The 24,963-nt window shown below is 39.9% G+C and carries 15 protein-coding genes and 1 pseudogene; 2 read left to right on the top strand and 14 right to left on the bottom strand.

Going from position 1 to position 24,963, the window contains the following annotated elements; translation table 11 throughout:
• Window positions 1–93: 93 nt before the first annotated feature.
• From EAE91_RS13755 to EAE91_RS13725, 7 genes and pseudogenes are all read right to left on the bottom strand, one after another.
• Window positions 94–552 (bottom strand): annotated as a pseudogene (locus EAE91_RS13755) (DUF6392 family protein).
• 91 nt (window positions 553–643) lie between these two features.
• On the bottom strand, window positions 644–1,111 hold the full coding sequence (locus EAE91_RS13750; RefSeq protein WP_214088996.1) for a DUF6392 family protein: 468 nt from the start codon (window positions 1,109–1,111) through the stop codon (window positions 644–646).
• The gene (locus tag EAE91_RS13745) at window positions 1,111–2,778 is read right to left on the bottom strand and encodes an S-type pyocin domain-containing protein (protein WP_214088995.1); all 1,668 of its coding nucleotides are present in this window, start codon (window positions 2,776–2,778) and stop codon (window positions 1,111–1,113) included. Before EAE91_RS13745 ends, EAE91_RS13750 begins: the two co-directional genes overlap by 1 nt.
• A gap of 411 nt (window positions 2,779–3,189) precedes the next feature.
• Window positions 3,190–4,113, bottom strand: coding sequence for a GNAT family N-acetyltransferase (locus EAE91_RS13740; RefSeq protein ID WP_214088994.1), 924 nt, complete (start codon window positions 4,111–4,113; stop codon window positions 3,190–3,192).
• Window positions 4,110–5,381, bottom strand: a complete 1,272-nt coding sequence (locus EAE91_RS13735) for a phenylacetate--CoA ligase family protein (RefSeq protein WP_214088993.1) — start codon at window positions 5,379–5,381, stop codon at window positions 4,110–4,112. The genes EAE91_RS13740 and EAE91_RS13735 overlap by 4 nt, the downstream gene beginning before the upstream one ends.
• A 20-nt stretch (window positions 5,382–5,401) precedes the next feature.
• Complete coding sequence (locus EAE91_RS13730) at window positions 5,402–7,816, bottom strand: acyl-CoA reductase (protein WP_214088992.1); 2,415 nt, start codon at window positions 7,814–7,816, stop codon at window positions 5,402–5,404.
• Between the two features lies 1 nt (window position 7,817).
• On the bottom strand, window positions 7,818–8,948 hold the full coding sequence (locus EAE91_RS13725; protein ID WP_214088991.1) for a LuxE/PaaK family acyltransferase: 1,131 nt from the start codon (window positions 8,946–8,948) through the stop codon (window positions 7,818–7,820).
• 2,239 nt (window positions 8,949–11,187) lie between these two features.
• Here EAE91_RS13725 and EAE91_RS13720 point away from each other — a divergent pair.
• Together EAE91_RS13720 and EAE91_RS13715 are read left to right on the top strand one after the other, a co-directional pair.
• Window positions 11,188–14,064: an RHS repeat-associated core domain-containing protein gene (locus EAE91_RS13720; RefSeq protein ID WP_214088990.1), complete on the top strand. Its 2,877-nt coding sequence runs from the start codon at window positions 11,188–11,190 to the stop codon at window positions 14,062–14,064.
• Between the two features lie 678 nt (window positions 14,065–14,742).
• A complete protein-coding gene (locus EAE91_RS13715) occupies window positions 14,743–15,087 on the top strand; it encodes a hypothetical protein (protein WP_214088989.1) in 345 nt (114 codons plus the stop codon).
• Window positions 15,088–15,607: 520 nt separating this feature from the next.
• Here the strand turns inward: EAE91_RS13715 and EAE91_RS13710 are convergent.
• The 7 genes from EAE91_RS13710 to EAE91_RS24600 all read right to left on the bottom strand — a co-directional run bounded on the left by EAE91_RS13710 (window position 15,608) and on the right by EAE91_RS24600 (window position 24,610).
• On the bottom strand, window positions 15,608–16,309 hold the full coding sequence (locus EAE91_RS13710; protein WP_214088988.1) for a helix-turn-helix transcriptional regulator: 702 nt from the start codon (window positions 16,307–16,309) through the stop codon (window positions 15,608–15,610).
• A gap of 1,436 nt (window positions 16,310–17,745) precedes the next feature.
• The gene (locus EAE91_RS13705) at window positions 17,746–18,900 is read right to left on the bottom strand and encodes an alpha/beta hydrolase family protein (protein WP_214088987.1); all 1,155 of its coding nucleotides are present in this window, start codon (window positions 18,898–18,900) and stop codon (window positions 17,746–17,748) included.
• A 19-nt stretch (window positions 18,901–18,919) separates the two neighbouring features.
• A complete protein-coding gene (locus EAE91_RS13700) occupies window positions 18,920–20,362 on the bottom strand; it encodes an SRPBCC family protein (RefSeq protein ID WP_214088986.1) in 1,443 nt (480 codons plus the stop codon).
• Window positions 20,362–21,909 (bottom strand): class I adenylate-forming enzyme family protein, encoded by a 1,548-nt coding sequence (locus EAE91_RS13695; RefSeq protein ID WP_214088985.1) that lies wholly within the window; start codon window positions 21,907–21,909, stop codon window positions 20,362–20,364. The genes EAE91_RS13700 and EAE91_RS13695 overlap by 1 nt, the downstream gene beginning before the upstream one ends.
• 23 nt (window positions 21,910–21,932) lie before the next feature.
• Window positions 21,933–22,181, bottom strand: coding sequence for an acyl carrier protein (locus tag EAE91_RS13690; protein WP_214088984.1), 249 nt, complete (start codon window positions 22,179–22,181; stop codon window positions 21,933–21,935).
• Between the two features lie 34 nt (window positions 22,182–22,215).
• Window positions 22,216–23,331, bottom strand: a complete 1,116-nt coding sequence (locus tag EAE91_RS13685; protein ID WP_214088983.1) for a beta-ketoacyl synthase N-terminal-like domain-containing protein — start codon at window positions 23,329–23,331, stop codon at window positions 22,216–22,218.
• Window positions 23,324–24,610 carry a beta-ketoacyl-[acyl-carrier-protein] synthase family protein gene (locus EAE91_RS24600; protein ID WP_214088982.1) on the bottom strand — a complete coding sequence of 429 codons (1,287 nt, stop codon included), beginning with the start codon at window positions 24,608–24,610 and terminating at the stop codon, window positions 23,324–23,326. Before EAE91_RS24600 ends, EAE91_RS13685 begins: the two co-directional genes overlap by 8 nt.
• Between the last annotated feature and the right edge of the window lie 353 nt (window positions 24,611–24,963).

Genomic DNA, 24,963 nt, shown 5'->3' with positions numbered 1-24,963 from the left:
TATTCTTGATTCAGCCAATTCATCTACGACTTTATTTTTCAAACTACCCGCAAATGAACTGGCCTTTAAAAATAATCTCCCATCTATTGTTGATTACCAACGCACTTCTGAGGTAGGTAAAAACGTTACCGATTTTACTCGTTCCATCATGTCATAAGAAATCTGCATACTGATTTCGTCTGTGAAACGATATAAATCTTTCTAACCAAATTGGTTTCTTAAAATTTGCCTTGGTGGTATTGACTTAATCGGATCACCTAAATTTTCTTTAACCCATACCCTATCCATAGAGTGCTTCAATGGTGATGGCAATTCATTTGGGAATATAAATGAAGCTTTATCGTCCCTAAGCAACCTTAAAGTAATTTCGTTTAATATTTTACTACTCTGTTCAAACGATAAAAAAATCCCCTCTTTCACCATATCAGTGCCAATACTAAGTACCCCAAGGGGACCGCTTGGTTTACTTCTATAAGGAATTAGCCCGTCATCAAAAATTTCCTGATAAGATTTTCCTAAGCTATTTATGAGTGCATCTATGTTGACTGTCATTATTCATACTCATGATCTATTATCTGGGATAAATTGTTTTTCAACCAACATATCGGTTGTCTGTCCTAAACTATTTATGATTGCAAGAACATCAATCATTATTTACCGACTGTTCAAATAACAGTGCATCCACACGAAGATCAGTTTGATAAAGGAAGCGAATTTCTGTATTTGGATACTGATCATTTAGTTTACGAGTATAGGCATCAAATCCGCCTATTAAGCCAATTACCGGAATTTTCTCCGGTCCACTACTGGAATCGGGTTCTCCCATAAATGCTCTGACTGTAACCTTATCCATTTGGTGAAGGAATGGAGCAGGCATATCACCACTATATGTACCAGTATCATCAAAAGTGTTGATTAATGTGAATTGAACAGAAATCAACACTTTTGATATAGCATCGAAAACTAAAGTAAGACCCGCCTCTGGTTCAACACTAAATCTGGAAGAGCCTTCGAAAGTAAACTCAAACTTTCCCGCTGGAATAAGTTTATTTTCAACTAACATATCTGCGGTTTTCCCCAAACTATTAATAATTGCAATAATATCCGTCATTATTCATACCACCCTTGCATTTTGTTAAGACGATGTAACTCTTCGTGTGCCTTATTCAGTTGCTCATCTGTATAACCCTCTTCCCGTAAGCCTGGAATCTGGGCGTCAAAATTACTGTCTACAGCAGCTTTCAGATCCATCGCATCTTTTATCTTTTTCTCTGGAGTATTCCGCCCACCATAGGTTTCGCTGTATTTTTGGTGGATTCGTTTCGGAATAGCTATAGCTACTCCTTTATCTAAGATAGCTTTGATCTTTTTCTCAACAATTTTACCTTGATATTTTTTAAGCAAATATTGTTCTAATGCCGTCTTAGACGGAATATGATCAATATCCATCCCATCCTTATAGCTGCGTCCAGCCAGATCACGATATTCTCCCACTTCCAGCGGTTTCACCGGCGGTTTACTCAGATACACATACACCGGCGGCATATTCGGAATGGGGAATACCAGAATATAATCGCGGAAATCCTTCTCTTCCGGCATTGGCAACGATTCAATATCGCTGCCCACTTTATCCGGGATCGGCAACACGGTTATTTGCGACGGAATAAACGGCTGTTCTTCATTCCCGGTATGGGCTGGAGCCTTGAATTCCTGTTCATTCGGCGTCCATAAAATCGTCGGCCGGGTTTCTCCCGGTTCCCAGAACTCGTAATTACCGGTGGTCCGATTCAGCGTCATCATGCGAACCGGCACTTTATCCAAACCGCCTTCCGGGCTGACGTGATACCCCTGAACCGTCATCCTGCCGCTTTTTTCATCTCTGATCCAGCGAAAACGTACACGAGTTGGTGCTTTTCCATACTGTTCCGCTATCTGTCTCAGGCGATACGGATCTAAGTAATCCTCCTCCCCCTGATTCAACGACGGTGAATAAAACAGCCCCATTAATCCAACCGTTACCGGATTCGGTGCCGCCAGCCAACGTCCAGCACTGATAGCGCCGCCACCAATGTAACGCATTACCAGCGTTTCCCCTTCCGCTACCGCGCTGCGGGCAGTGGCGGCCACGGCGGTAGCAGCCGCTTCGGCATTATCTTTTCCACTACGAAACCACCGCTTATACCACGGTAATTTTTTATCCCGCGGCTTATCCGGTTCTGGCGGCTGTTTCTCACCTTGCGGAGGCGGTTCAGGCTTTTGTGCCGTGGCTGGCGCAGGAGATGACGGCACCTGATATATCGCCATTCTGCCAAAGTTATTTGCCGATTCAGGCTCAGTTCCAGCGTCAGTACACCCTTTACCCCGCTGGCAGGACTTCGTAAACACCGGTATCGGCGGCGGAGGTGCCTGTGTTGCAGGCGGGCTTCCCACATCCTTTACCGGAGAAGAGAAATGCTGTTGCGCCATATTCGTGGGAGCGACAACCCGGTCAGCAGTCTTATCTTGCTTCTCATAGCTGTCCATCTCCGAATTGATAAACCGAGCGCGACAGGGGCAAGTACTCACACTATCCAATGTGCCAGCCAGCTTGCGCCCCATGTCAAACACATCGGATACACCACCGGCAATGATGTAAGTACCGGGATGTTTGCCACAGGTAACCTTATCCCCTTCACGAGCGGTCGCTCGCCCATTAAATGTCATGGTGTGGTCACCGGTAATAATCTGACCACCACAGGTTGTTTTATCACCAACGAGCAGGAAATACCCTATTGCCATTTATTCACTTCTCCAATGATTTACAACATGAAGAGTGAATCTAACTGAAATCATCACCATGCTTTTGCCACTTATGGATTAATAAATGAACAATGATGCAATGAATTTCACTTAGAAATATATAGGAATATTCTGAAAATTAGAGAAATAATGTCGATCAATGCTTGTAATTCACCATGTTTTTTAACAATATTGATACAATATTTAAACAAAATTTCGTTTCATGAATAAATTCAAGCAGCGGCGACGAGTTGGCAGAAGTACACAACAGATTTTTTCAAATCACGAGCAGATTATTAACCACTATCCGTTCAAAGTGCTGACCAAAAGACCAACACTTTGTCAATAATCTGCAAAACTATTCAAACTTTGACGGGCTTTACCAGATTACCTCTGACACTTGCAGGAAGGCTATGCGCTTGCACAAGCAAACATGCTTTGCTGGTGCAAACGACGAGCAAACTGACAATTTAAGGCTAACTCTTTCCTACTATGTCCCCGAACCAGCAAAGCTTCCCAATGGTGATGATGCCCGGGCACAAACCCGGTACAGGCAAATCCTGCTTGCTGCAAAATTTCCATTGCCTGGAGCGTCCCTTCCCCTACCGGCAATCTCACATATATCAGCTTGTGTGCCGGTAACTCCGCCACCTCTTTTACCCGCTCGGTTGTCTGCTTTTCTATCCACACTTCCAACCGACATCCATGATTGGTTATACGGATATCCGAATCAGCCAACGCCTCCGGTTGCAGAGGCTCTTGACCAAACACTTGAGTCACCGATGTCAACCACCTTTGCCAACCGGAGGGCCAGTGTACCTCTGGAAATGGCCAGCTTTGTAAAGGTAAACAACCCAGTACTATGCTTTCCGGGCGCGCCTGATCAAACGGTGATGTTACATAGTCCGGCAGTAACCCCGTGGTGTGAAACCCCAGATTTTGGGCCAGACGCTGACTATGGTTATGCGACGACACCTGTTTAATCGTGAGGATGCTTAACCCTATTTTCTTGGCCTGATCACACAAATATCGCCCTAGCGCGGTAGCGATACCCTGCCCACGCGCTTGTGGATGTACTGCGATCAACGCCAGTTCAGCGCTTAATGAACAGTGTTCATCCCGCCACAGTGCCGCATGCCCCAACACGTGTCCATCCTGTACCGCAACAGCGGAATACCACTGTTTTGCCGCGTTATAGCGGCCAAGCATGGTAGGTAAATAGACTTCCGGGTAAACATAATCTTCGCCGTAAACAACCCGAAATAACGCACTAATACCGGTAGAATCCTCTTCCCGGAATAATCGAACTAATGGTATTCCTGGATTCATGCTCATGCTGCCTTCTCTTCGGCACCATAACCGCGATGATCAACCACCCGCATCAATTTACCGGAACGTGGATGAGTAACCATATTTTCCAAAGTGCAGTAAGTGACTTCCACATGCAAAAATCCCTGATCACATAACTTTGCCATAGCGGGTTGTGCCGCCAACAATGCCTGATGCACTGATGTTGTCGATGACGCCAGTGATGAATCGCCCGCTAACAAGAGTTCTATCTTATCCATGCCACCTTGACGGCTCAGCAATAACTGCCAAGCCAGTATGCCCTCTTGCTGTTGCAGTAAACGCGCAATATGGTCAGGAAAAATGGACAGTGAAAAAACTCGCACTCGGTGAGCGCTGCCCGCTCGCCCCTGCAAAGCGAATTTGCGACGCGGCTGCCCTGGCGCTTCACACCAACAGGCCATGTCACCGGTAGGATAGCGGATAACCGGCATCAGACGCCGTTGCAAGTTGGTCACAACCAATAGGCCATTTTGGCCGGGCATCGTAATCGGCTGACCATTGGATTCGTCAATAATTTCAACAATAGTATCCGTATCAAAAACCCGATGTTCACCGTAGCAACAATCGGGAGACGCAGCGCCAATGAGACCCGCATCAACGCTGGCACAACCAACTGAACCAATACGCGCATTAGGAAATACCTGACTCAATAGTGTCAATTGCTCTGGAAACAGGCTCTCTCCGCCATACAACAGACGATCAATGCCGGGCATAAACTGGCCGCACTGCTGCAAGGTACTGGCAAAACGTAATAGCTGTGCCGTCACCCCAGCCAGAACATTAATCCCCAAGCTGACAATCGCATCGGCCAGCGCCCGATCATCAACTGACCAGGTAAACGGATACTCCACTACCGGCACTGGTGAATAGGACAAGGCACCGTGAATAAACAATAAACTGGTATACAAATCACCAGCCACAAACAGATTAGCAACGCGGTCACCGGGCTGTAATTGCTGCGCAAGCCCTTGACCAAATGCGCGTACAAAAGCACGCCATTCGCTACAACTGAATACCGACAATCGACCATCACTGGTAGAACCACCAGTTTTAAAAACATGACCGCCGTTAACAGGACCGGTTAATACCGGCCAGTTTTCCAGCGATTGCGATTGCTGCCAATAGTCATCAGGATTGATCAATGGCAGATCAGTTAGCGCCCAACCGGATCGAGGCAGATCACGATAAAGATCTTTAAAAAAAGGCGCATGATTGCGGGCGTATTCAACCAGATCGTGTAATGATAGTGTCATGATTTACCCAAAAAGTCGTATTATTGGTCTCGGAATCGGCTATCCAGCACCAGCGGCGTTTTGCCGCTTTGCGGGTGACGATGGAACTGTCCAACAGGTGTCGGGATAACTTCCAATTGCAGCAATCCACCACTGACAACCTGATTCAGCATCCTATGTTGCAACAAATGCATACGTACCTGCTCAGCATCCCCGTCGGCTAATATATGGATATAATCACAACCACTGGAGTTGTTCCCTACCAACCACTGCACCGGAAACGGCAGCCCGGCTGATAATTCGGTTGGGTTCAGAAAAATAGAACCCACCCTTATCAACACGCCATGACGGCCTCCCAGTTTAAACCGCGGCGTTGGTAATCCGCAGTCGCAGAGATCAGGCAGCCAATAACCTAAGTCACCTACATCATAACGCTGGACCACCTGCCCTTCCCTTGCCAAAGAGGTAAACACCAATCGACCGCTTTCCCCTGTCGGAACAGGCTGATCACTATCAAGAGCCAAGATTTCCAGCCATTGAATATCAGATAACAGATGGAACTCTCCCTCTTGGCAACAAGCACAAGCATGACCTAACGGACCGGCATCCACGGAACCGTAAATCGCCGAGCGAATTATCTGTACACCAAAACTGGACAGAAACCGACACCGCTCTTCGCCAATATGCTCACCGCCAGTAAAAATTTTGCGTATCCCACCATAGGCGCGCAACGCAGCCTCTTCACATTCAAACAATCGGTGTATCGTGCTTGACATTCCCGCCAGCGTATTGATTCCCTGAGTGACAATAAAGTGCCTGATTTGGCTAAAATCATCATCTATCGGGCCGCCCATCGGATAATGTGGCACGGATAATTTATCCAGCACAGTGAAGAAACTCATCAAACCGCCATACAAGTTACTGCCATAAAACAGATTCATTACCCGGTCTTGGGATGGGTCCAGACCAGCAGCGAACAAACCATCCGCCGCGGCTTGCATTTGACGGTGATAATCTCGATGGCTGAAACCCGCCAGCTTTGGCTCGCCGCTACTGCCGCCGCTACGGAAAAACACCTGTGCTTTTGCCGTCACGCCGCCGTTCTGAAACTTTGCTTTATCCATTACTGGAATCCCTGCCAGTTCCGGCGGATTGGCCGACCATTTATCTAATGCGACATGGCCCGGTAGTTGCTCAGGTTTTAAGCTGATGGAGACACGTCGCGCCAACCGAGTCAATGCATAAACACCATCATGGGGTTCACCCTCATAGCCATCATGCATCGTACCTGCCTGACATATCCGGCTAACACCGGCGGCTAACAGCTGACGACTCAACACCGGCAGCTCTTTTTCTTTAGCTATCAAAGCACAACTTTGCAAATAGGTGCGCCACGGCAACAAAATCTCGACCAATTGTGCACGTGGTGCCGGACGGACTTGTAAAGTACGGAACAGAGGTGATGGAGCAAGTTCTTGACGCTGTATCCAGGCTACTCGCCAACCATTGCCCTTTTCTACTGAGCCGCGGAGATCAGCAAAAGTGTGATCCAACTGTAAGAATGCCATCTGGCTGCTAATTTCCGCCGCTTCCTGTATGTCTGGCTGTAAGGCTGGCCATACTGACGCACGCCGTTCCAGCGCGGCGGCCACTGTACTAACCACCTGTCGTAAGACGGTCTCGTCAGTGCTATCTACCAACAAACACTGTGGACTGGAACACGCTTGTTGGTCAAAACGGCAAACATCATCAGCTAATGCATCGTAATCAGCATCACTGGCAACCATCGGGTCCAAATAAGCAAAACTGATACGATGTCCCCAATCTATCCAACGGCAACCGGGCCGTAATTGGCTACGAATAGCGGTCAGGGCGCTATTGCTACCCCAGGCGGATACGGCATCAGCACATGACAATAATTCTGATAATTGATCAGACGGCAAAGGCAATACAGAGATATAAGGTGCCAACGTGCCGCTCTGGTCATAACGCAGGAATTCAGCCAGTATCCGCGCATTAAGCCCGCGATCACTGCTACTAGGGCGTAACCAGTTGACATTACCCACTAACAAGCTCTCTAACGCGGCCATAAATGGCAGCAAAGGCGCGTTGGCTGGCGTAATATGCACCACTAATCCCAACGGCTGCCAAGTTTCAAAACGGGGTTGTGTATAGTCAAAACGACGCAGAGAAAAGGGTTGCTCTCCCAATTCGTGCCGCAATTTTGCCTCTAAAGAGTCGCGATGACAGAAGTGACGTAACGCGGCGATGGCGGCTGTATCCAGCTCAAGCCTGGCGGCAACCGTATCGAGATCATCAACAAAGCGCTCAGCACACGCCAATATCTGTTGTACACTTGGGGGACAAGCCAACGTCTCAGCTAAATTACTTTTCAGTTCCGCCAATACGGTAGCGGGTTCCAAGTCAGAGATAACCTTACCATTCACTAAATACATTTCAGGACTCCTTTATCAACTCAGAAGCGGCTATCGCACAACTGCGGCTTTTACTGGTACCAGCACGACCCAGTAACTCAAACCAATCGGTAGCTAATTCACAACCACATTCAGCGGCCGGATGCAGCACCGCTAAATCGCTCACCACAATACTGTGTGCCGGGCTGGAAGTGATGTAGGGTGATACCAGATGCAGAAAACCTGGCTTACCATAGGGTTGAACCGCCATGTTAGCCGTATCGCGGATATAGGTTCGGGCATAACTCGGCACATGAAAATGGTGATTTCGGCACTCAACATAAGGCACCGGATGTTCAACCGAGCCGTAACCATCCCGGCACCGCTCGTCAGGAATACCCAGTTGTTCCCCCAAACGCCGATACAGCAAGGATTTTGGAATAGCTTTATCAGCTTGGGTTTTCCAACCTCCACCTAAAAATACCAGTGACTCAGGATGCAACTGTACCGGCGGTAACCCCATTTCCTGCATCCGTTCCAATGTGAACCACAAGAATGCCGGAAAGCCCAAGATGCGCACTGGCAGCCCTTGTGCTGCAAACTCTTGTAAGGATCGGATCACGCCAAAAGGATCAAACTCATTGCTTTTTCCATTGTGGCGCAGTGCATAATAAGCTTGATTTACCGGTGCATACTGACACAGATATTGATCGGTATACGCGGTTCCCAAAGTAATCGTGCCGGCAGGTTCATAGCTTAGCAGCAAGTAATTGCAAGGCTGCTGTGGCGTATTCCAACCGTAATACTCGAAAATCCGCTCAACCATATATTGAGCGGCACCCATACTACGTGCATCGTAACGCATACGGCTCTTTTGGCCGGTTGTCCCAGAGGAGGTCAACTCCAATGCATTCCTACCAGTGGTACTGAGCAACAACTGGCGTTTAAAATAATTAGCGAAAATAGGCGGCAAACGCGACCAATCATCCAGCTTCTCTAGTCGTTCTATTTCCAGACCATTAGCCTTCAACCATAGAGAATAACCGGGAGTATTTTCACAGTGGTACAGCGTTAACTCACGCATGGCAGCATCAAATAGTTGGTCGCAAACACTATCGGCCCGATAAGGATGATCAAGCGCACAAAGGGCGTCAACATAAGCAAGAGAGGTCAAAAGTCATCTCCAAAAATTAAAGAAAAGGGTATGTACTCCCTTAAAATAATAGGCACGTTGTTTCAACCTTCGGCAAATAAAACCCGAAGAAAAAATAACGACATGTTGAATACAACTCCTTAACCAAATAAAAACAAGTCACAATTTTGTGAAAACTAACATTTAGTTTTGTTAATTCCTTGTAAATAAAAAATAAAAATATAAAAACTATGATTTAACAAAGGCTAATATAATAACCAACTTATATTCAACAACCTTATCAACGAGTTTAGTTATCACTATTTATGCATCAATAACCCAATAATAATTGGGAATTATTCATAAAATATGAATATATAATCAACATTCAACCTTTTAAAAACAAATAGAATACTAAGATCTCCACGATATTTATATAATTAGCATGGTAATCAATAATGCCACCTATTTATTTCCGTCAATTTTTTTAATTGATAAAGTTTACAATCCCGAAATAAAACCATTAAATTCAAAAAAATAGCCTTATTATTTTCAGCAAGTAAACTATTTCAGGCAAAACATTATATGGTCTATTTATATTCAATGATGAGAAATTTTCAGAATTATTCACAATATAATAAGAGACACAGATTGATGATCTAAATTTATATTATCGATATTTACAATACCTAAAAACAAGCAATTTCTGATATTACTAATACTCATCAATTTTTTTATCAACATAAAAACCCACTAAAAAATTAAAATAAAAAAACATATTTCTATACACACGATAGAAATTTGCTTTCATATAATTACTTTACTCATATTACTAATGATTCATGTTAATATTTCTTTATCAACCATTATATCCGTTATCTTTCAAGTTTGTTGGCTACACTCGCTCATCCCGGTCACATAGTTCTCTCTGCACCCAGGAATTCACTCCCTTGTCGTCGCGATGCATCTTGAAATCCATAGGGTATATAACTCCCGGTAAGAATAAAATATTTCAATAACAACTAAAATAAGAATTGCCAATAATCAATATTATATATAATGATATTCCAATAAAAAACTAAAAGTTTTTACTTTTACAAAATCAAAAATAAATGAAACATAAAACTATAATTTATATACTTACCCTGTTAATAATCCATAAAATATAACATTTATATTTATAATCACCATATTGGCTGATTTACTTTACAATTTCACCAAGAATTACAATAAAATATTATTTACATTGTAAAAATAACGATTGCAAATTAATTCCTTGTTTTAATTAATAATGCATTTCATGACTTTATATTAACTCATGCAATAATTTACATTATTTACTAAATTTGGTATTTTATATCACTGTAATAGATTAAATATAAATTCCATATAAACTAAAATCTGGACGACTCATTTTTATTAATTTCCTATTTAATAAATTCAAAAGAAAACAGATAACAATCACGGTAATTTATTTTATGCATAATAATATCTCAATGACAAATCACACTGTAAAAAAACATCAAAAATAATATAAAACACACAATCCAGATATTATCAAGTTTAATTCATATAATTTAATTAGAATTAAAGCCATATATTTATTTAAAGCATACAACAAAATCATTTTCCATGAAAAATATTATCAGTGAATTTAAGAATTTAATTAAGAATGCATCTTACGGTACCATAACAGGCACAATAGCTTTATTCCACCATAATACACAAGATGAAATTTAAGCCAGTGATTGTTGTTGGAATATGTGCCTGACACAATAATCTGATACATCCGATTAATCTGGTGCCATTATTGACGCCAGACTAACCACACCAAATTTCGTATATGGACGAACATCAAAAATTCTTTAGCCAATAAAATAACTCACACTTATAACAGATAACTTTACTTCCCGTTAACACTCTGCCAATACATAACTGTATGTTAAATAAGGATAGGTTACTTCTCCTTTATTGACAACTTCACCTATTGACAGAAAAAATAGCCATGATCGACAGCAAAAGATGCTGACACTGTTTTCTACAATACTTGTACTCCTCTACCTATACTTGTTACTGTTATCCGGTTGCAGCAGCACCTTTGAGCAATATGCTTCTGGATGAGGTCACTCCTGCTTATCTCCTGAAATCTCGCATACCACTGGTATATCAATTAGAAAGATTATCCTCGTTATGGAGAAGCTGAACTTAGCATTCGCTCGCTGCGATGCAGACAAAAAATTATTCAACGCCACAATTATTCAACGCCACAAAGAGGTAAATTATGAATAACTTTGCCCCCAAAACTTATCAACATACTCCCACTATCACTGTTCACGATAACCGAGGGCTGGATGTCCGTGAAATCCGTTATCACCGTACTACCACAGAAGAAAATAGTGACATCCGTATCACCCGTCATCAATATGATGCTCTTGGGTACCTGAACCAAAGCATTGATCCGCGCCTGTATGACGCCTGGCAGCAAGACCATACGGTGAAACCCAATTTTCGCTGGCAATATGATTTAACGGGCAACGTCTTGCGTACAGAGAGTGTCGATGCGGGCAATACTGTCACTCTTCATGATATTGAACACCGTCTTGTCCTGACTATAACTGCAACGGGTGTCAAGCAAACCCGGCAATATGAAGACAACGCCCTACCCGGTCGGCTATTATCCGTAACCGAACAAGAACCAAAGCTAGAGGCATACCATATCACCGAACGCCTCATCTGGGCTGGAAACACACCGGCAGAAAAAGACCAAAATCTTGCTGGCCAGTGTGTGCATCACTACGATACCGCAGGAGTGACCCAACTGAATCGTCTTTCCCTGACCGGAGCGGCTTTATCACAATCCCGTCAGTTACTGGCTGATGATCAAGAAGCGGATTGGTTCGGGGATGATAAAGAGATCTGGGATAAGAGATTAAGTAGTGATGTGTACACCACCGAAAGCAAAACGGATGCCACTGGCACTATGTTGACGCAAACCGATGCCAAAGGAAATATCCAGCGCCTTGCTTATGATGTGGCCGGACAATTGAAAGGGAGTTGGCTGACCGTGAAAGGCCAAAGTGAGCAGGTGATTATCAAATCTCTAACCTATTCAGCCGCAGGACAAAAACTACGCGAAGAGCACGGTAACGGTGTCATCACCGAATACACTTACGAGCCGGAAACTCAGCGACTAATTGGCATCACTACCCGTCGTTCAAACAATAGCAAGGCTTTACAAGACTTACGTTATGAATATGATCCGGTTGGTAACATAATCAGCCTTCGTAACGATGCAGAAGCAACCCGCTTCTGGCGCAATCAGAAAATAATGCCAGAGAATATCTATACCTACGATTCCCTGTATCAGCTTATTAGCGCAACAGGGCGCGAAATGGCGAATATCAGCCAGCAGAATCAAAAGCTCCCCTCTCCAGCACTTCCTTCCGATAACAACACTTACACTAGCTACACCCGTACTTATACCTATGACCGTAGTGGCAACCTGACCCAAATCCGGCACAGCTCGCCTGCGAGTCAAAACAATTACACCACAGACATAACTGTTTCTAACCGCAGCAACCGTGCGGTACTGAGTACCTTGACCATTGATCCAACCAAAGTGGATGCGTTGTTTCAGGCAGGCGGTCATCAGGAGATATTACTACCGGGACAAAACTTAAACTGGAATGCTCGCGGTGAACTACAACAGATGACGCCGGTAAAACGGGATAACCGCACCGACAGTGACAGCGACATAGAGTGGTATCGCTATGGCAACGATGGGATGCGGCTATTAAAAGTCAGTGAACAGCAAATGCAGAATATCCTTGAGCAACGACGAGTCGTTTACCTGTCAGGATTAGAACTACGTACAACACAAAACGGTGATACCACGAAGGAAGAGTTGGAGATCATTACCGTGGGTGAAGCCGGTCGCGCTCAAGTACGAATTCTGCATTGGGAAAGCGGCAAACCGGAAAATATCAACAATAATCAGGTACGTTACAGTTACGACAATCTTATTGGTTCCAGTCAACTTGAGCTGGATAGCGACGGGAAAATTATCAGTCAAGAAGAGTACTATCCATTTGGCGGCACAGCGCTATGGGCTGCAACAAACCAGACAGAAGCCAGTTACAAAACGATCCGGTATTCCGGTAAAGAGCGGGATGCCACCGGACTGTACTATTACGGCTATCGGTATTATCAGCCGTGGGTGGGAAGATGGCTAAGTGCGGACCCGGCCGGTACTATCGATGGCTTAAATCTCTACTGTATGGTGATGAATAACCCAATTACGCTTGCGGATAATATGGGGCTATCAAGTTTGGACTGGCTTGATCTAGCCATTCCGCAAAACAAACCTGATATTTCTCCACTTTTATATAAACAAAATCCAAGAGTTGAGCAGAGATATACATATTTCACCAGAAGCACCGATGAAATATTACAAGAAACAAAGAAAAATGAGGAAACGCTCAAACCTATGAAACCAAAAGATAGAGAAAAAAAATCCAGAGATATGAAGTATACAAATGCAAAATTAAAAGGATACGCCGCCCATGCCGGTATTATGGGTCATGGTACCAACAGAGAGCACGATACCTATAAAGATAAATTTTTAAACCTGAGTGGTAGCTTAAGTGCAAAAAACACCTTCCCTGGGGTGCAGCTTATCAGCGAAAAAGCGAAGCCCGGTTTCGAACAGTACCACCCCGATACACTTCAAACATCCAAACATTGGAGGCCAAATATCGATCTTGGCATCTATCGTGTTGCTAATGAAGGAGAATTTATTGCGGGTATACAAAAAGCGTATCAAGAATCAGGCACTGCATTACATCCACTGATTGAACAAAGGATCAAAGCACACATTAAGGAAAACAAGAACATTTTACCGAAAATGGCGGGTATTCCGGGCTTGCATGCGGAAGTACAAGCCTTAAATTATATGGTCACGGAACTTGCTAAAAGGGGAGAAAATATATCGAGTCATTTGAGTCAAGCCTACATATTCACACAACGACTCGTTGGTGCAACAAATCAAGACTTCCCGGCTTGTCATAACTGTTCTGGAATATTATCCGGCATAGAAAATGTCATGACAGGAAGAGTAGAAAATTACAGAAGAATGACACGCAGAAACTCCGTGGCGTAATAACTTGTACTAGAACTCAAACCTGATCTGACAACTGTCGAGAATGGATGTCAGATCAAGTTTCGACTCATACATATTAGTTCTTTAGTTATTAATTCGTTATATACCCGTTATCTTTCAAGTTGCCTCTTTGTTGGCTGTACTCACTCACCCCGGTCACATAATTCTCTATGCTCCCGGGGATTCGTTCCCTTGCCGTCGCGATGCATCTTGAAATCCATAGGATATATATCAGATTCTGATGATTTTTTTCAGATACTTATCTCCATTTTAATCAAACTTACCGAGAATAACGATTTGCATTAATTTAATATTCATGCAAAACATTCATGATGATATACTTTACATTCTGTATTTTTACACTACTATAAAAACATATGATATATAATTTCCGATTAATTCGGACAAATACAATTAATTTACAGACAATAAATTATCAAGAAATAAATTATCAAGAAATAAATTATCTAGAATAGTAATGAAATACTGTGATAATCAGATTAAAAAAGTCATTCAAACCTAAATAATATCAAATAAAAATATATTTATCGTGGTTCTATTCCTAGCGTAATTATTAATTAGGCTATTGCATTTATAGCAATAAAAATAGAAATATCAGAGAAACTATTGTTATTTATATAATAATCACCCATTTTATCCACTAATCAGGAGTTAGAGATGAAAGAGATTGAGGAAAAAGAAAAGGGTGAAATGCTTGAAATCAATAACCATTATTTTTTCGTTGTTAATCTTACCAATGAAAATTTAATCGGTGATGTGATTTGGAGCAGCTCAGGGAATACAAGTACCCTCAATGTTGATGGGTTACATCCAGCGACCGCTTCACTTATCCAAGAATTCTATCCAGAAAGTCGGAAAGGTGATTATTGGCAATGGACAGCGAAAGGAAGGAGATATCAATTAAATTGTTATGGTAACGATATCTATGTCGCTGTTGTCATTAGCAATTTTGGCATTAGTGTATTACCCACTAGCACCAGCCCGGATGCATGGAAATGGTAGCTTTTCTTCTACTTCATTATTTATGTAAGAAAAATGCATCATGTGGAAAATATCGATAGCACTCTTACATAAAGACACGCTCACAAGTCGATAAAACAAAGATCGTGATGGCATCACGATCTTTGTTCAATCGATTTAAAATCTTACCTCTAAAGAATTCTTGAACTTTATTATCCACAATCTCAAGCCCGCTCTATGTTGTTCATTGCCCCAGATTACCAAATTAAGTGATTTATCCTACCATTCACAATTGGCACTCTAGGGCGGCTTTTCCTAATAATCGCTCTTGTCTACTCGATCCTTTAAGGGTTCTCATCCCTAATTTTGAGCAAACAAAACCGAATTTTAGCAAACCTAATAAAATCACTAAACTTTTTAAGCCCTCAGTATAAATGAAAGCAGAAAGTTCAGATAATCATCAGAATCTACTCTATATTTGCAACTATATACTTAGTAGAAAGAACAATTAAACATGTATAGGATAAACACCCGTATAAATTACTCATCCGTAATCATTTATTTAGGATAAATTATTATCAGACAATCCTTCTTTCTCACTCCATTTTTTTAGTAATAATATTCTATCTTGTATATATCTTTCAGACAATACTTCCAGTTTTTCTATTTTTCCTACTTGTAATTTAAGAAAACTATTAGTGAACTCACACCAAGAAACTAACAAGAATTCATTATTGAAAAAGATCGACAGTGGACAGGCCGTCTTGACAGTATGTGTATTATTTAAATCAAGAAAAGTTATCACTATTTTTGATTTATGGTATATCGCTTTTCTGATATCAGATAACATTAAGTTATTATCTGTAACTTTGCTATAACCTTCTGTTTTTACAAACATTGGTGAATAATATAGCTGATCACGCTGTTCTTCTGGCAATACTGCGGCGATCTTAGATATAAAGCTATGGGCAGACTTAGCCAAAACAACATCATTCTGTTCAATAACCCATTTATTGCCCAAAACTAAAGCATCAATCTCATCCATCGTAAACATTAAAGGAGGCAACATGAAACCCGGTCGTAATATATAACCCAAACCTGGCTCACCTTCTATATTTGCCCCTTGACTGTTTAGTAAAGCAATATCTCGATAAAGCGTACGTAAGCTCACATTTAAATCACTAGCGAGTAATTTACCACTGACAGGGTACCTTCTCTGTCTCAAGTATTGCAATAATACTATAAGTCTTTCGGTTCTTGACATTTCCGAACTCCTCATTTTCAATAAAAATCAAATAGGATAAGGCTTTACTGAATAAATAATATTGAGTTACTAATCAGTTACCCAATATACCCGTCATCTTTCAAGTTGCCTCTTTGTTGGTTGCGCTCGCTCACCCTGGTCACATAGTTACCTATGCCCCTAGGGATTCGCTCCTTTGCCGTCGCGATACATCTTGAAATCCATAGGGTATAACTATTTATTCTTAATTATCTATCATGGAACAATGTCGAGATTTCTCTATAAAACCATCAATTCGAAATCCTATATTTAATATAGACCTCAATTGTCTGGATTGACGAAAATACTATTGCCGTCTTACATAATTACCAAACTCTGTCAAGAGTAAATGTTCGATGCATTACGCCGAAACAAAGTTGAAGTAAGTGTCGGGCATCGAACATAGAGCAAATATTTAAAAGTTTAATATACAGCTAATTAATACAAAAAAATAAAATTCACATTCAATAAGATAACTTATCATAAGTAAACTTACTATGTATTAATGATATAAGAAAACATAAATATTAAAGTCAATTTTCACACTGCCTATTAATGCCTCAGCAGGGAAAGTATGGTCTTATTTTATCCGAACATATCTCTTCGTAATGCCTGGGAAGATGTTTTGATTTTATTACTCATAGTAAAAGAGCAGTGGAGTTAAAAGACATACCCCAAATAGGTTTATACCCGTTGTCTTTCAAGTTGTCTCTTTGTTGGCTGCACTCGCTCACCCCGGTCACATAGTTATCTATGCTCCCAGGGATTCGTTCCCTTGCCGTCGCGATACATCTTGAAATCCATAGGGTATAACCTTAACTTCTGTTGAAAAAAATAAAACTTTTTAACGAAGATAATAATAAATCATTTATCTTCAATTTATTTCTAGTATCAGATTATTAATATCAAAGGGTAATATTACGCAAATACACTATTACACTTACTAAAAAAGTAAAATCAATACTGATATTCCCATTGACTAATAACCTTATGATTTAAGTTTTGATAATTATTTTACCGCCAGTGACAATAACCTTTGGTAATTTGATAAATCTGTATAAAATATTACAAACATGCCTAAAAACACCATAAAAATAGTTATTAATAAAAATGATTTTTAATAAAATAGCTACTCACAACCTAATGTAAACATTTAAACCCTAATTATTAACGCCTATCCCATTAAACTATTTTATTTACCATTCTTTATAAAAAGAGCGAAATCAAGACAATATTTAGACAAAATCGCTAATTTCTAAACTCAGTTAGCACATTACGAATGAGGGGAAATACAACTCATACTCATATACTATATATACGCAGCGACTCCTGCACACTATCTGTATTCACTATTAACTTACAAAATAATAGCCAAAAATAATAATATCTAATGGAATAGGCAGTTAATATAAAATAAGTTAGCCTTTTTTATAGCCATTAAGCCAAAATTGTTCACTAACCCAATCTGAAACTTGTATCATATATTCGTTTATTTTATTTAAGCAAACATGAGCCTCTGATTCATAACATAATAACTGATGATCATCGCCCCATAATTGATCTAACTTTTTCACTTTATCGATCGGAAATATATCATCTAATTCACCATGAACAGTAAAAACCTTGGTTTTACAAGGTAAAGAGACATCCAATTTAATTTCATCAAAAAGAGACTGCATACGACTATTATCTTGCATAAATGCAAACTGGAAATCTTCTTTAAGCCTTCTTGGCAACTTATCAAACTCTGCTATTTCAGGCCCACCGGATAAATTGACGATACAGCAAAATTTATCGCCAATTTTCTGCGCGACGCGGAGAGCAAAATAGCCACCAAAACTAATTCCTAAGAAACAGAGAAGATCACTATTAATTCTAGCATCATCCTCTAATAATTTAACTATTGATTCAACATATAACTCCATATCGATGGCTATTGGCGAGTTTCCAAGATTTATTCCCTGTCCTGGCCCATCAAATATAGCTACCGCCATATTTTTCATTAAGAAAAACTCGGCCAAAGATAATATTTCAATTTCAGTCATTGAATCCAATCCATTGGATAAAATAACACAAGGTAAAGGATGATTCTCTTCTTCTTTATACCCTTTAGGGAATATAAGGAAAAATGGCATATGAAATTTATCAACGACAATATATTGATGCTCAACTAGTAAGTCACTATATTTTATACTAGATAAAAAACATGAACGAATATACTCTCTGAGCTGTATCTTTCTGCTCCTATCACTGAAATACATAAATTCTGCCCAATGATAACAGGCAGCGGCACTCCTCAAAGCACGAACATGGCTGACTTCACTTTTAGCCGAGTTAGCGATACTAATATAGCTATCACCCACTTTTGACCAATTAATCATCCATTCATACCAAAATTCTTCTGAGGATAAGTCTAAGTTCTCCGGCTGAAAATGACTCAATGCCGCAACAACATCTCCCCAATGAACCTGGGGAGCATATTGAGAATTTAAGAAAAATAGTCTTGGCATAAAATAACCACAAGTAGCAAGAAGTTCTGGTGAAATTCTATTGGGTTTATTTTTATTATTCATCTTATTTTCCTTTAAGTTACTAAATACGAGCGTCTAACCACTCTTTGCAAGCAAAAACCATTTTCTTGCTATTTTCTGAAATAGCATTTTTTACTATCTCTCGTTGTTTTACTTTATCTTCCGTACCAAATTTAACTGCACATAACTCATGATTTAACTCAACATCATGACTAGAAACAATGTACGAACCACTCCCTTTACTCAATATCTTCCATGAGCCACTATGAGACTTTAATACTAAAGGAGGCTCTGGTTGGAAATATTCAATCAATAAATTATCCGCATCACAGAATCGTATACTACGGAAAGTCTCATTTCCATTTGGTGTTGATACTTCCATATTAAATTCTTGATGTTTATTATCATTATAAATAACTTTGACTGAATCACAATGCGGCAATATCTTGCTCCAGTCATCGATATTTAGAAATATATTGTAAACATCATCAAATTGGTGAGGGATATAATATCCTGCGGTGAAAGTCAATAAATTTGATTTTTTATGACTCTCTACCTGGCTCTTGATACTATCCATCTCCATTCGAGTATTATCATTGATAAATGAGAGAATAAAGGAATTAGCTTGGTCATGATTATCAATACCATCAACAATACCACTGACATCTTCCAATAAAGACCAGTTCCTTTGTACCGTTAGAATACAACGTTGATCATTGATAGGAATAATTTGCCATCTGCCATCCATTGTTTTCAATAATGGCATCGGTGTAGGCATAACATAATCAATCCGGTAAATAGCATCAAAATAATAGCGCTGCGTTTGCCAACTTACTGCTTTATTATTTTGTTTTGCTTTTATTTCAACCAATTCTTCATTACCTGATCTCTCTAAAACTTCTGCACCATCACAGAATGAAAAAATATCTGTCCAACAAGAGACATCTTTCACCAAATTATAAACCTGCTGTGCTGGTGCTTCACATATAACCGAGTGAGTACGATGTCCTGCTAATAATTTTTCCGATCCTTCTGCTGATTCGACGATATTTTTTATATTATTCAATTCTTTAACTGAATTGGTATCAATAGCTTTACTGATAAATTGATGCGCCTGCTCTATTGTTTCAACACCATCAATTAACCCGGCTATTTCAGACTCAAGATCATATAAATGCTCTAACAGCAGCACACATTGCTGAGAATTGATTTTAATCACGCGCCATGATGTTTCCATTTCTTTAACTAATGTCATTGGCGGATTCAATTTTGATTTTATACTGTATGTTTCTGGATAAAATTTACGATTTGATTCCCATTGCATTAATATACCGTTAATTAAAGCTTTAACTTCTATTTTTTCACCTTCTTTATCCCTAAAGAGAATTTTTACTTCCTGGCAAGGTTCAAACATTCCTGGCCATTTATCAGAATTAATAATAATTTGATATACATCTTCTATCTGAGCATTACAAATAACTGAATGTGATTCTACATAATTCATTATTGATTCCTCAATGTAAATAGTTTTTTAGGATCGATTGACTTAATTAACTCTGCTTTCAATATTTTATCATTATGGCTTTTTGGAAAAGATTCGTCAGTCACATAGAACCAATCCGGCCATTTTTCTCGACTGAGTTTACTACTTAAAAATGATGAAATAATATCTTCAATTTCAGGTAATGATTTCTTCGATATCTCGCCACTCATGCAGGCAACAGGTTGATCAATAGCAACACCATTTTCATGGAAAGAAAAACCAACAACCGTAGCGACATTCACATTGGGTATTCGGGATAAAATAGATTCAACTTCTTCAGGATAAATTCTATGTCCGTTAGCACTCATAAAAGTATTTTGCTTACGTCCTTTTAAGACTAAATAACCCTCTTCATCTATATAACCGAGATCACCGGTAACAAACCACTCATCAGGAGGCGTTATTTCTCCAGAAAGGACATCATAATATCCTTCCATAATACTTTCACCTCTTAATATAATTTCTCCGATATTATCAGACGAGCCAATAATAGGTTTAACCGCCACTTCCAATGTATTATCAATCTTACCAACACAATAAATTGAATTGAGATATCTTTTATCACGATGATCTTGCTCATCTACCCAACAGAAAGGACCATAAGTTTCACTTAACCCATATCCCTGCACCCATTCACAACTAATTAATTGACGCCCTTTTTCAAGTACGCTAGGGGGCATAGCCGCAGCACCATAAGCAACAACCTGTAAACAAGAGAGATCGATATTACGTTCCGCTGTCGATTTAACGAATAATTTCATTGATTCCGGGCGTAACATAATATGAGTGATTTTATTGCGAGAAAGATAATCAGGCCATCTCTCTACATTTCTATCTTCCGGTATAAAAAGTGTTGATTGATGTAATAATGAGCCGAAAGAAAAAATCACTCCCGTTGTATTATTCAACAAACCCGACATGAATATTTTAGCATCTTGAGTGAACTTTAATTTCTCTGTCACCGAATAAATTCGACGACATACTAACGATTCTGAAATACTAATGGCTTTCGGTTTACCTGTACTTCCACTGGTGAACAGGACAATAAAGTTAGCAATAGATTGTGGAGAATAAGTTATCATTGGGATTTCAGCGATATCATCACCCCCCCTGATCTTATGATCTGCAATATCAATCACATTAATATTGTTTTCTTTTAACTTCCCAACAAAATGTTTATCTTTTTTGAGATAAACAACAAAATCGTATTGCACTTCATTGGTAAAATTAATCCACTCATCGATTGTTGCCGATGATAAATTATAGGGCATTAATAAATGCAACCCCATAGCACTAGCCGCAGCCAAAAAGAAAATACCTAACTCATCATGTTCAAATATAACAATGACTTTATTACCTTTTTGAACTCCTCGACTAAGTAAATCATCAATTAAATGGGAAACAGAAGATATTACCTCTTTTCTTGTATAATGATAATCCTTAGTGACAATACAATCATGATGTAAGTTATCATGCTCTGAATGTAATAACATAGAGATGAGTTTCATTTCTGTTTCCCTTTAATTAGCAATTAATTTTTATCGTTTAAACTTGATGAGACGAAATCAAGAACGGCTCTTCCTGTTTCCCAATGACTGAATTGACTTTTCGTCGCGGAAATACCGAACTCTTTCTGAATCTCTTTTGCCAAGTCAGCTAATTCCGTGGAATCCATATCATAGGCATCAGCAAGGTTTGCATCCATATTGAAATCATCAATATTAACGTTAAGAAAAAGAGACAAAATTGTTTTTATTTTTACTTCTGGATTATTATTCATATATTTTTCCTCGCGTAATTAAATATTTTAGGAATTAAATAGCTGAAAAGCTCAACGCACATACATGACCTTGGTTACTGAGGCGCTGAATTATTATTTGGTTAGTGTTTGAAAACTCATTGATTTTATTAGATTGTTGTTCTCCATCCCCGCTATTTTCCGACAAGAATGATGATGCCAGGACTGAATCAATCACGCCACTGACTGAAAATTGATTATTCAAATAAGGCCTCAGATTTATAAATGATGTTTTTATCTCTTTATTTGAGAAAGCCTTACTCGTTATCTCTTTTTCATCATCATATATTCCATCCATAATAAATACAGCATTCTCATTATGGTTGAATAGTTCAGCAGTATATTCTAAGGTGTTATTTCTGGTATTTTTATCCGGTGCGAAATAATCAACAAAACCGGTTAATTCACACAATATCGAAGCGCCGCGTTCTAAAGCATGTTGTCTCTCTTCCAGCACCAGAAATGCAGCGCCTTCGGAAAAATCTTCTAGTCGTTTTTCGCCAAAAACCTCAGAGTGTTTCTGACTTGACGTTTTCTCCAGTAAATTTTTAACTAACGGGCTGGAAAGATGTTCTGACGCACCACATAACATCACTTCCGCAACACCATTAGAAATCGCTTCCGCTGCATAGCCTATTGCTTGCATCCCTGCCACATCGGAGGTAGAAAACGTTTTAGATTGCGCGCTAAAACCATAAAGCAGCGACAATTGCCCTTGAAGTGCCGCAGGGAACCATGCCGTGGCAACATAAGGCCCCATTCCCTTTATGCCTTCAACATGGAGCGCTTTAACTTCATCCTCAATATGTTGCCATCCACCAAAACAGTTTCCGACATATATTCCAACGCGATTAGGATCAAGCTTATCTACATCCAATCTACTCGCTCTTAATGCCATTTCAACGGCGACGATACCATAAGCCGAAAATTCATCAATTTTGCGTCTTAAACGGTTATTGATATATTTCGCGCCATCGAAATCACTCAATGTTCTTATTACAGAACTTGCGGTGGTATTATTTTTCGATTCTTGGCCCAATAATTTCTGAATGACTTTTGATTTTATGGCAGTGACATCATTGCCATCAGGATGTATTGCACCAACACCGGTAACGACAACTTTTCTACGCATTGTCTACTGCCCTCATAACAATAACACTGTGAATACCAGAAAAACCACTTGATAATTTTAACGCGGTCTTAATTGGATATGCGCAACCTTGATTAGGAATATAATCTAAATCACAATCAGGATCTGGCGTTTGATAATTAATTGTTGGGTGAACATACTGCTTTTCTATTTCCAGACATAACGCGACAGACTCGATCGCATTAGCGGCAGCTAAAGCATGACCTGTCATTGACTTTAATGAATTAATTGGAATACCGAATGCATTTTCTCCCAAAACAAACTTAATCGCATTTGATTCGTTAATATCATTTTGCGCTGTAGAACTACCATGAGCACTAATATAATTTACCGTTGATGGCGATACCTGGGCATCCTTCAATGCCATATCAATGCATCGTGCCATTGCCATTCCATCCGCAGGCAAGTCAGTCATATGATAAGCGTTATTGACGGATGCATACCCTGCTAATTCAGCATAGATATGAGCTCCACGCTGCTTAGCGTGTTCATAAGACTCTAAAATTAATATTCCACACCCTTCAGCAATCACAAATCCATCCCGCTCAAGGGAAAAAGGACAGGTTGCCGCTTGCTGATTTTCCAACTCTCTTGATGACAGCGCCCCTAAAGCTTCAAAAGAGCCGATAGAGAGTGGACAAAGTGGCGCTTCACTTGCACCAGCCAGCATAATATCCGCTCTGCCATAACGGATATGCTCCATCGCAATGCCTAATGCATCAAGTCCTGCCGCACATCCGGTTGATATATTACTGACGGACATGGATGCACCATATTTTTTCGCAACAGAAGTTGCCGCAGAGCTGAAATCAAAGCTGTCATAATCTTCTGATTTAATTAAATCAGGGTGAATATTCTCTTTGCCCCCGTTGGTGATTCTGAGTAAACACTCTTCCATTCCCGCAGCATCAGCAATCGCTGTTGCTATCGCAACACCAAAACGTCGGCCATCAATGTCTGAAGGTTTTAAATTTGCATCTTGCATCGCCATCTCAGAGGCATCTAACGCAAACTGGAGATATTTACGTTCACTTTTCAGAACAAACTCTTTGTTATTGCTATCGTTACCGTAAACTTTTCCTATTGCTCCGCTTTTAAAACCAAATTTTTCTCTTCCCCATTCATATTTACTCACTCCTGATTTACCATTATGAATATTGCTCCAAAATTCATTAACGCCAACACCTGTCGGTGCAACAACACCTAGCCCTGTCACCACAACTCTACGCGGTTGAGATTCATTTCTGTTATTTATTATCACAATAATTATCTCGATAGAAATAGAATAAACATTTACTCAGGTAAGCTTTATTAATATAAAAGCCACCCATTTTCATTTAAGAAAATCATTATCTGCAAGTAGTGATATTAAACTACTTTATTTATCTTTAAATTTACATTTACCATATATATATTTGATTTTTATCTCCTAGCCAAAATTCTTGAAAATAAGCACCAAACCATAATTCCATTTTAATATCCATTTGGTTATTTTACTGATTTTTCATCTATTTAAACTGCAAGAATAATATGAATATTTCAGGTTAAACCAAACTAAGTTAACTCCCTTCGATCTACATATGGATAGAGTAACTAAGTTTTTTCTTAATGACT

It is taken from the genome of Photorhabdus noenieputensis, assembly GCF_018448935.1.
Classification (GTDB): domain Bacteria; phylum Pseudomonadota; class Gammaproteobacteria; order Enterobacterales; family Enterobacteriaceae; genus Photorhabdus; species Photorhabdus noenieputensis.
Note: the sequence above shows the minus strand (reverse complement) of the source record. Positions and strands in the feature narration are given on the sequence as shown.

What these genes read in the sequence shown, in the direction of transcription:
- EAE91_RS13690 (WP_214088984.1), bottom strand. Translation starts at nt 22,181, where the DNA reads ATGAATAATAATCCAGAAGTAAAAATAAAAACAATTTTGTCTCTTTTT.
- EAE91_RS13730 (WP_214088992.1), bottom strand. Translation starts at nt 7,816, where the DNA reads ATGTATTTAGTGAATGGTAAGGTTATCTCTGACTTGGAACCCGCTACC.
- EAE91_RS13735 (WP_214088993.1), bottom strand. Translation starts at nt 5,381, where the DNA reads ATGACACTATCATTACACGATCTGGTTGAATACGCCCGCAATCATGCG.
- EAE91_RS13700 (WP_214088986.1), bottom strand. Translation starts at nt 20,362, where the DNA reads ATGAATTATGTAGAATCACATTCAGTTATTTGTAATGCTCAGATAGAA.
- EAE91_RS13710 (WP_214088988.1), bottom strand. Translation starts at nt 16,309, where the DNA reads ATGTCAAGAACCGAAAGACTTATAGTATTATTGCAATACTTGAGACAG.
- EAE91_RS13685 (WP_214088983.1), bottom strand. Translation starts at nt 23,331, where the DNA reads ATGCGTAGAAAAGTTGTCGTTACCGGTGTTGGTGCAATACATCCTGAT.
- EAE91_RS13705 (WP_214088987.1), bottom strand. Translation starts at nt 18,900, where the DNA reads ATGAATAATAAAAATAAACCCAATAGAATTTCACCAGAACTTCTTGCT.
- EAE91_RS13715 (WP_214088989.1), top strand. Translation starts at nt 14,743, where the DNA reads ATGAAAGAGATTGAGGAAAAAGAAAAGGGTGAAATGCTTGAAATCAAT.
- EAE91_RS13740 (WP_214088994.1), bottom strand. Translation starts at nt 4,113, where the DNA reads ATGAGCATGAATCCAGGAATACCATTAGTTCGATTATTCCGGGAAGAG.
- EAE91_RS13720 (WP_214088990.1), top strand. Translation starts at nt 11,188, where the DNA reads ATGAATAACTTTGCCCCCAAAACTTATCAACATACTCCCACTATCACT.
- EAE91_RS13695 (WP_214088985.1), bottom strand. Translation starts at nt 21,909, where the DNA reads ATGAAACTCATCTCTATGTTATTACATTCAGAGCATGATAACTTACAT.
- EAE91_RS13745 (WP_214088995.1), bottom strand. Translation starts at nt 2,778, where the DNA reads ATGGCAATAGGGTATTTCCTGCTCGTTGGTGATAAAACAACCTGTGGT.
- EAE91_RS13750 (WP_214088996.1), bottom strand. Translation starts at nt 1,111, where the DNA reads ATGACGGATATTATTGCAATTATTAATAGTTTGGGGAAAACCGCAGAT.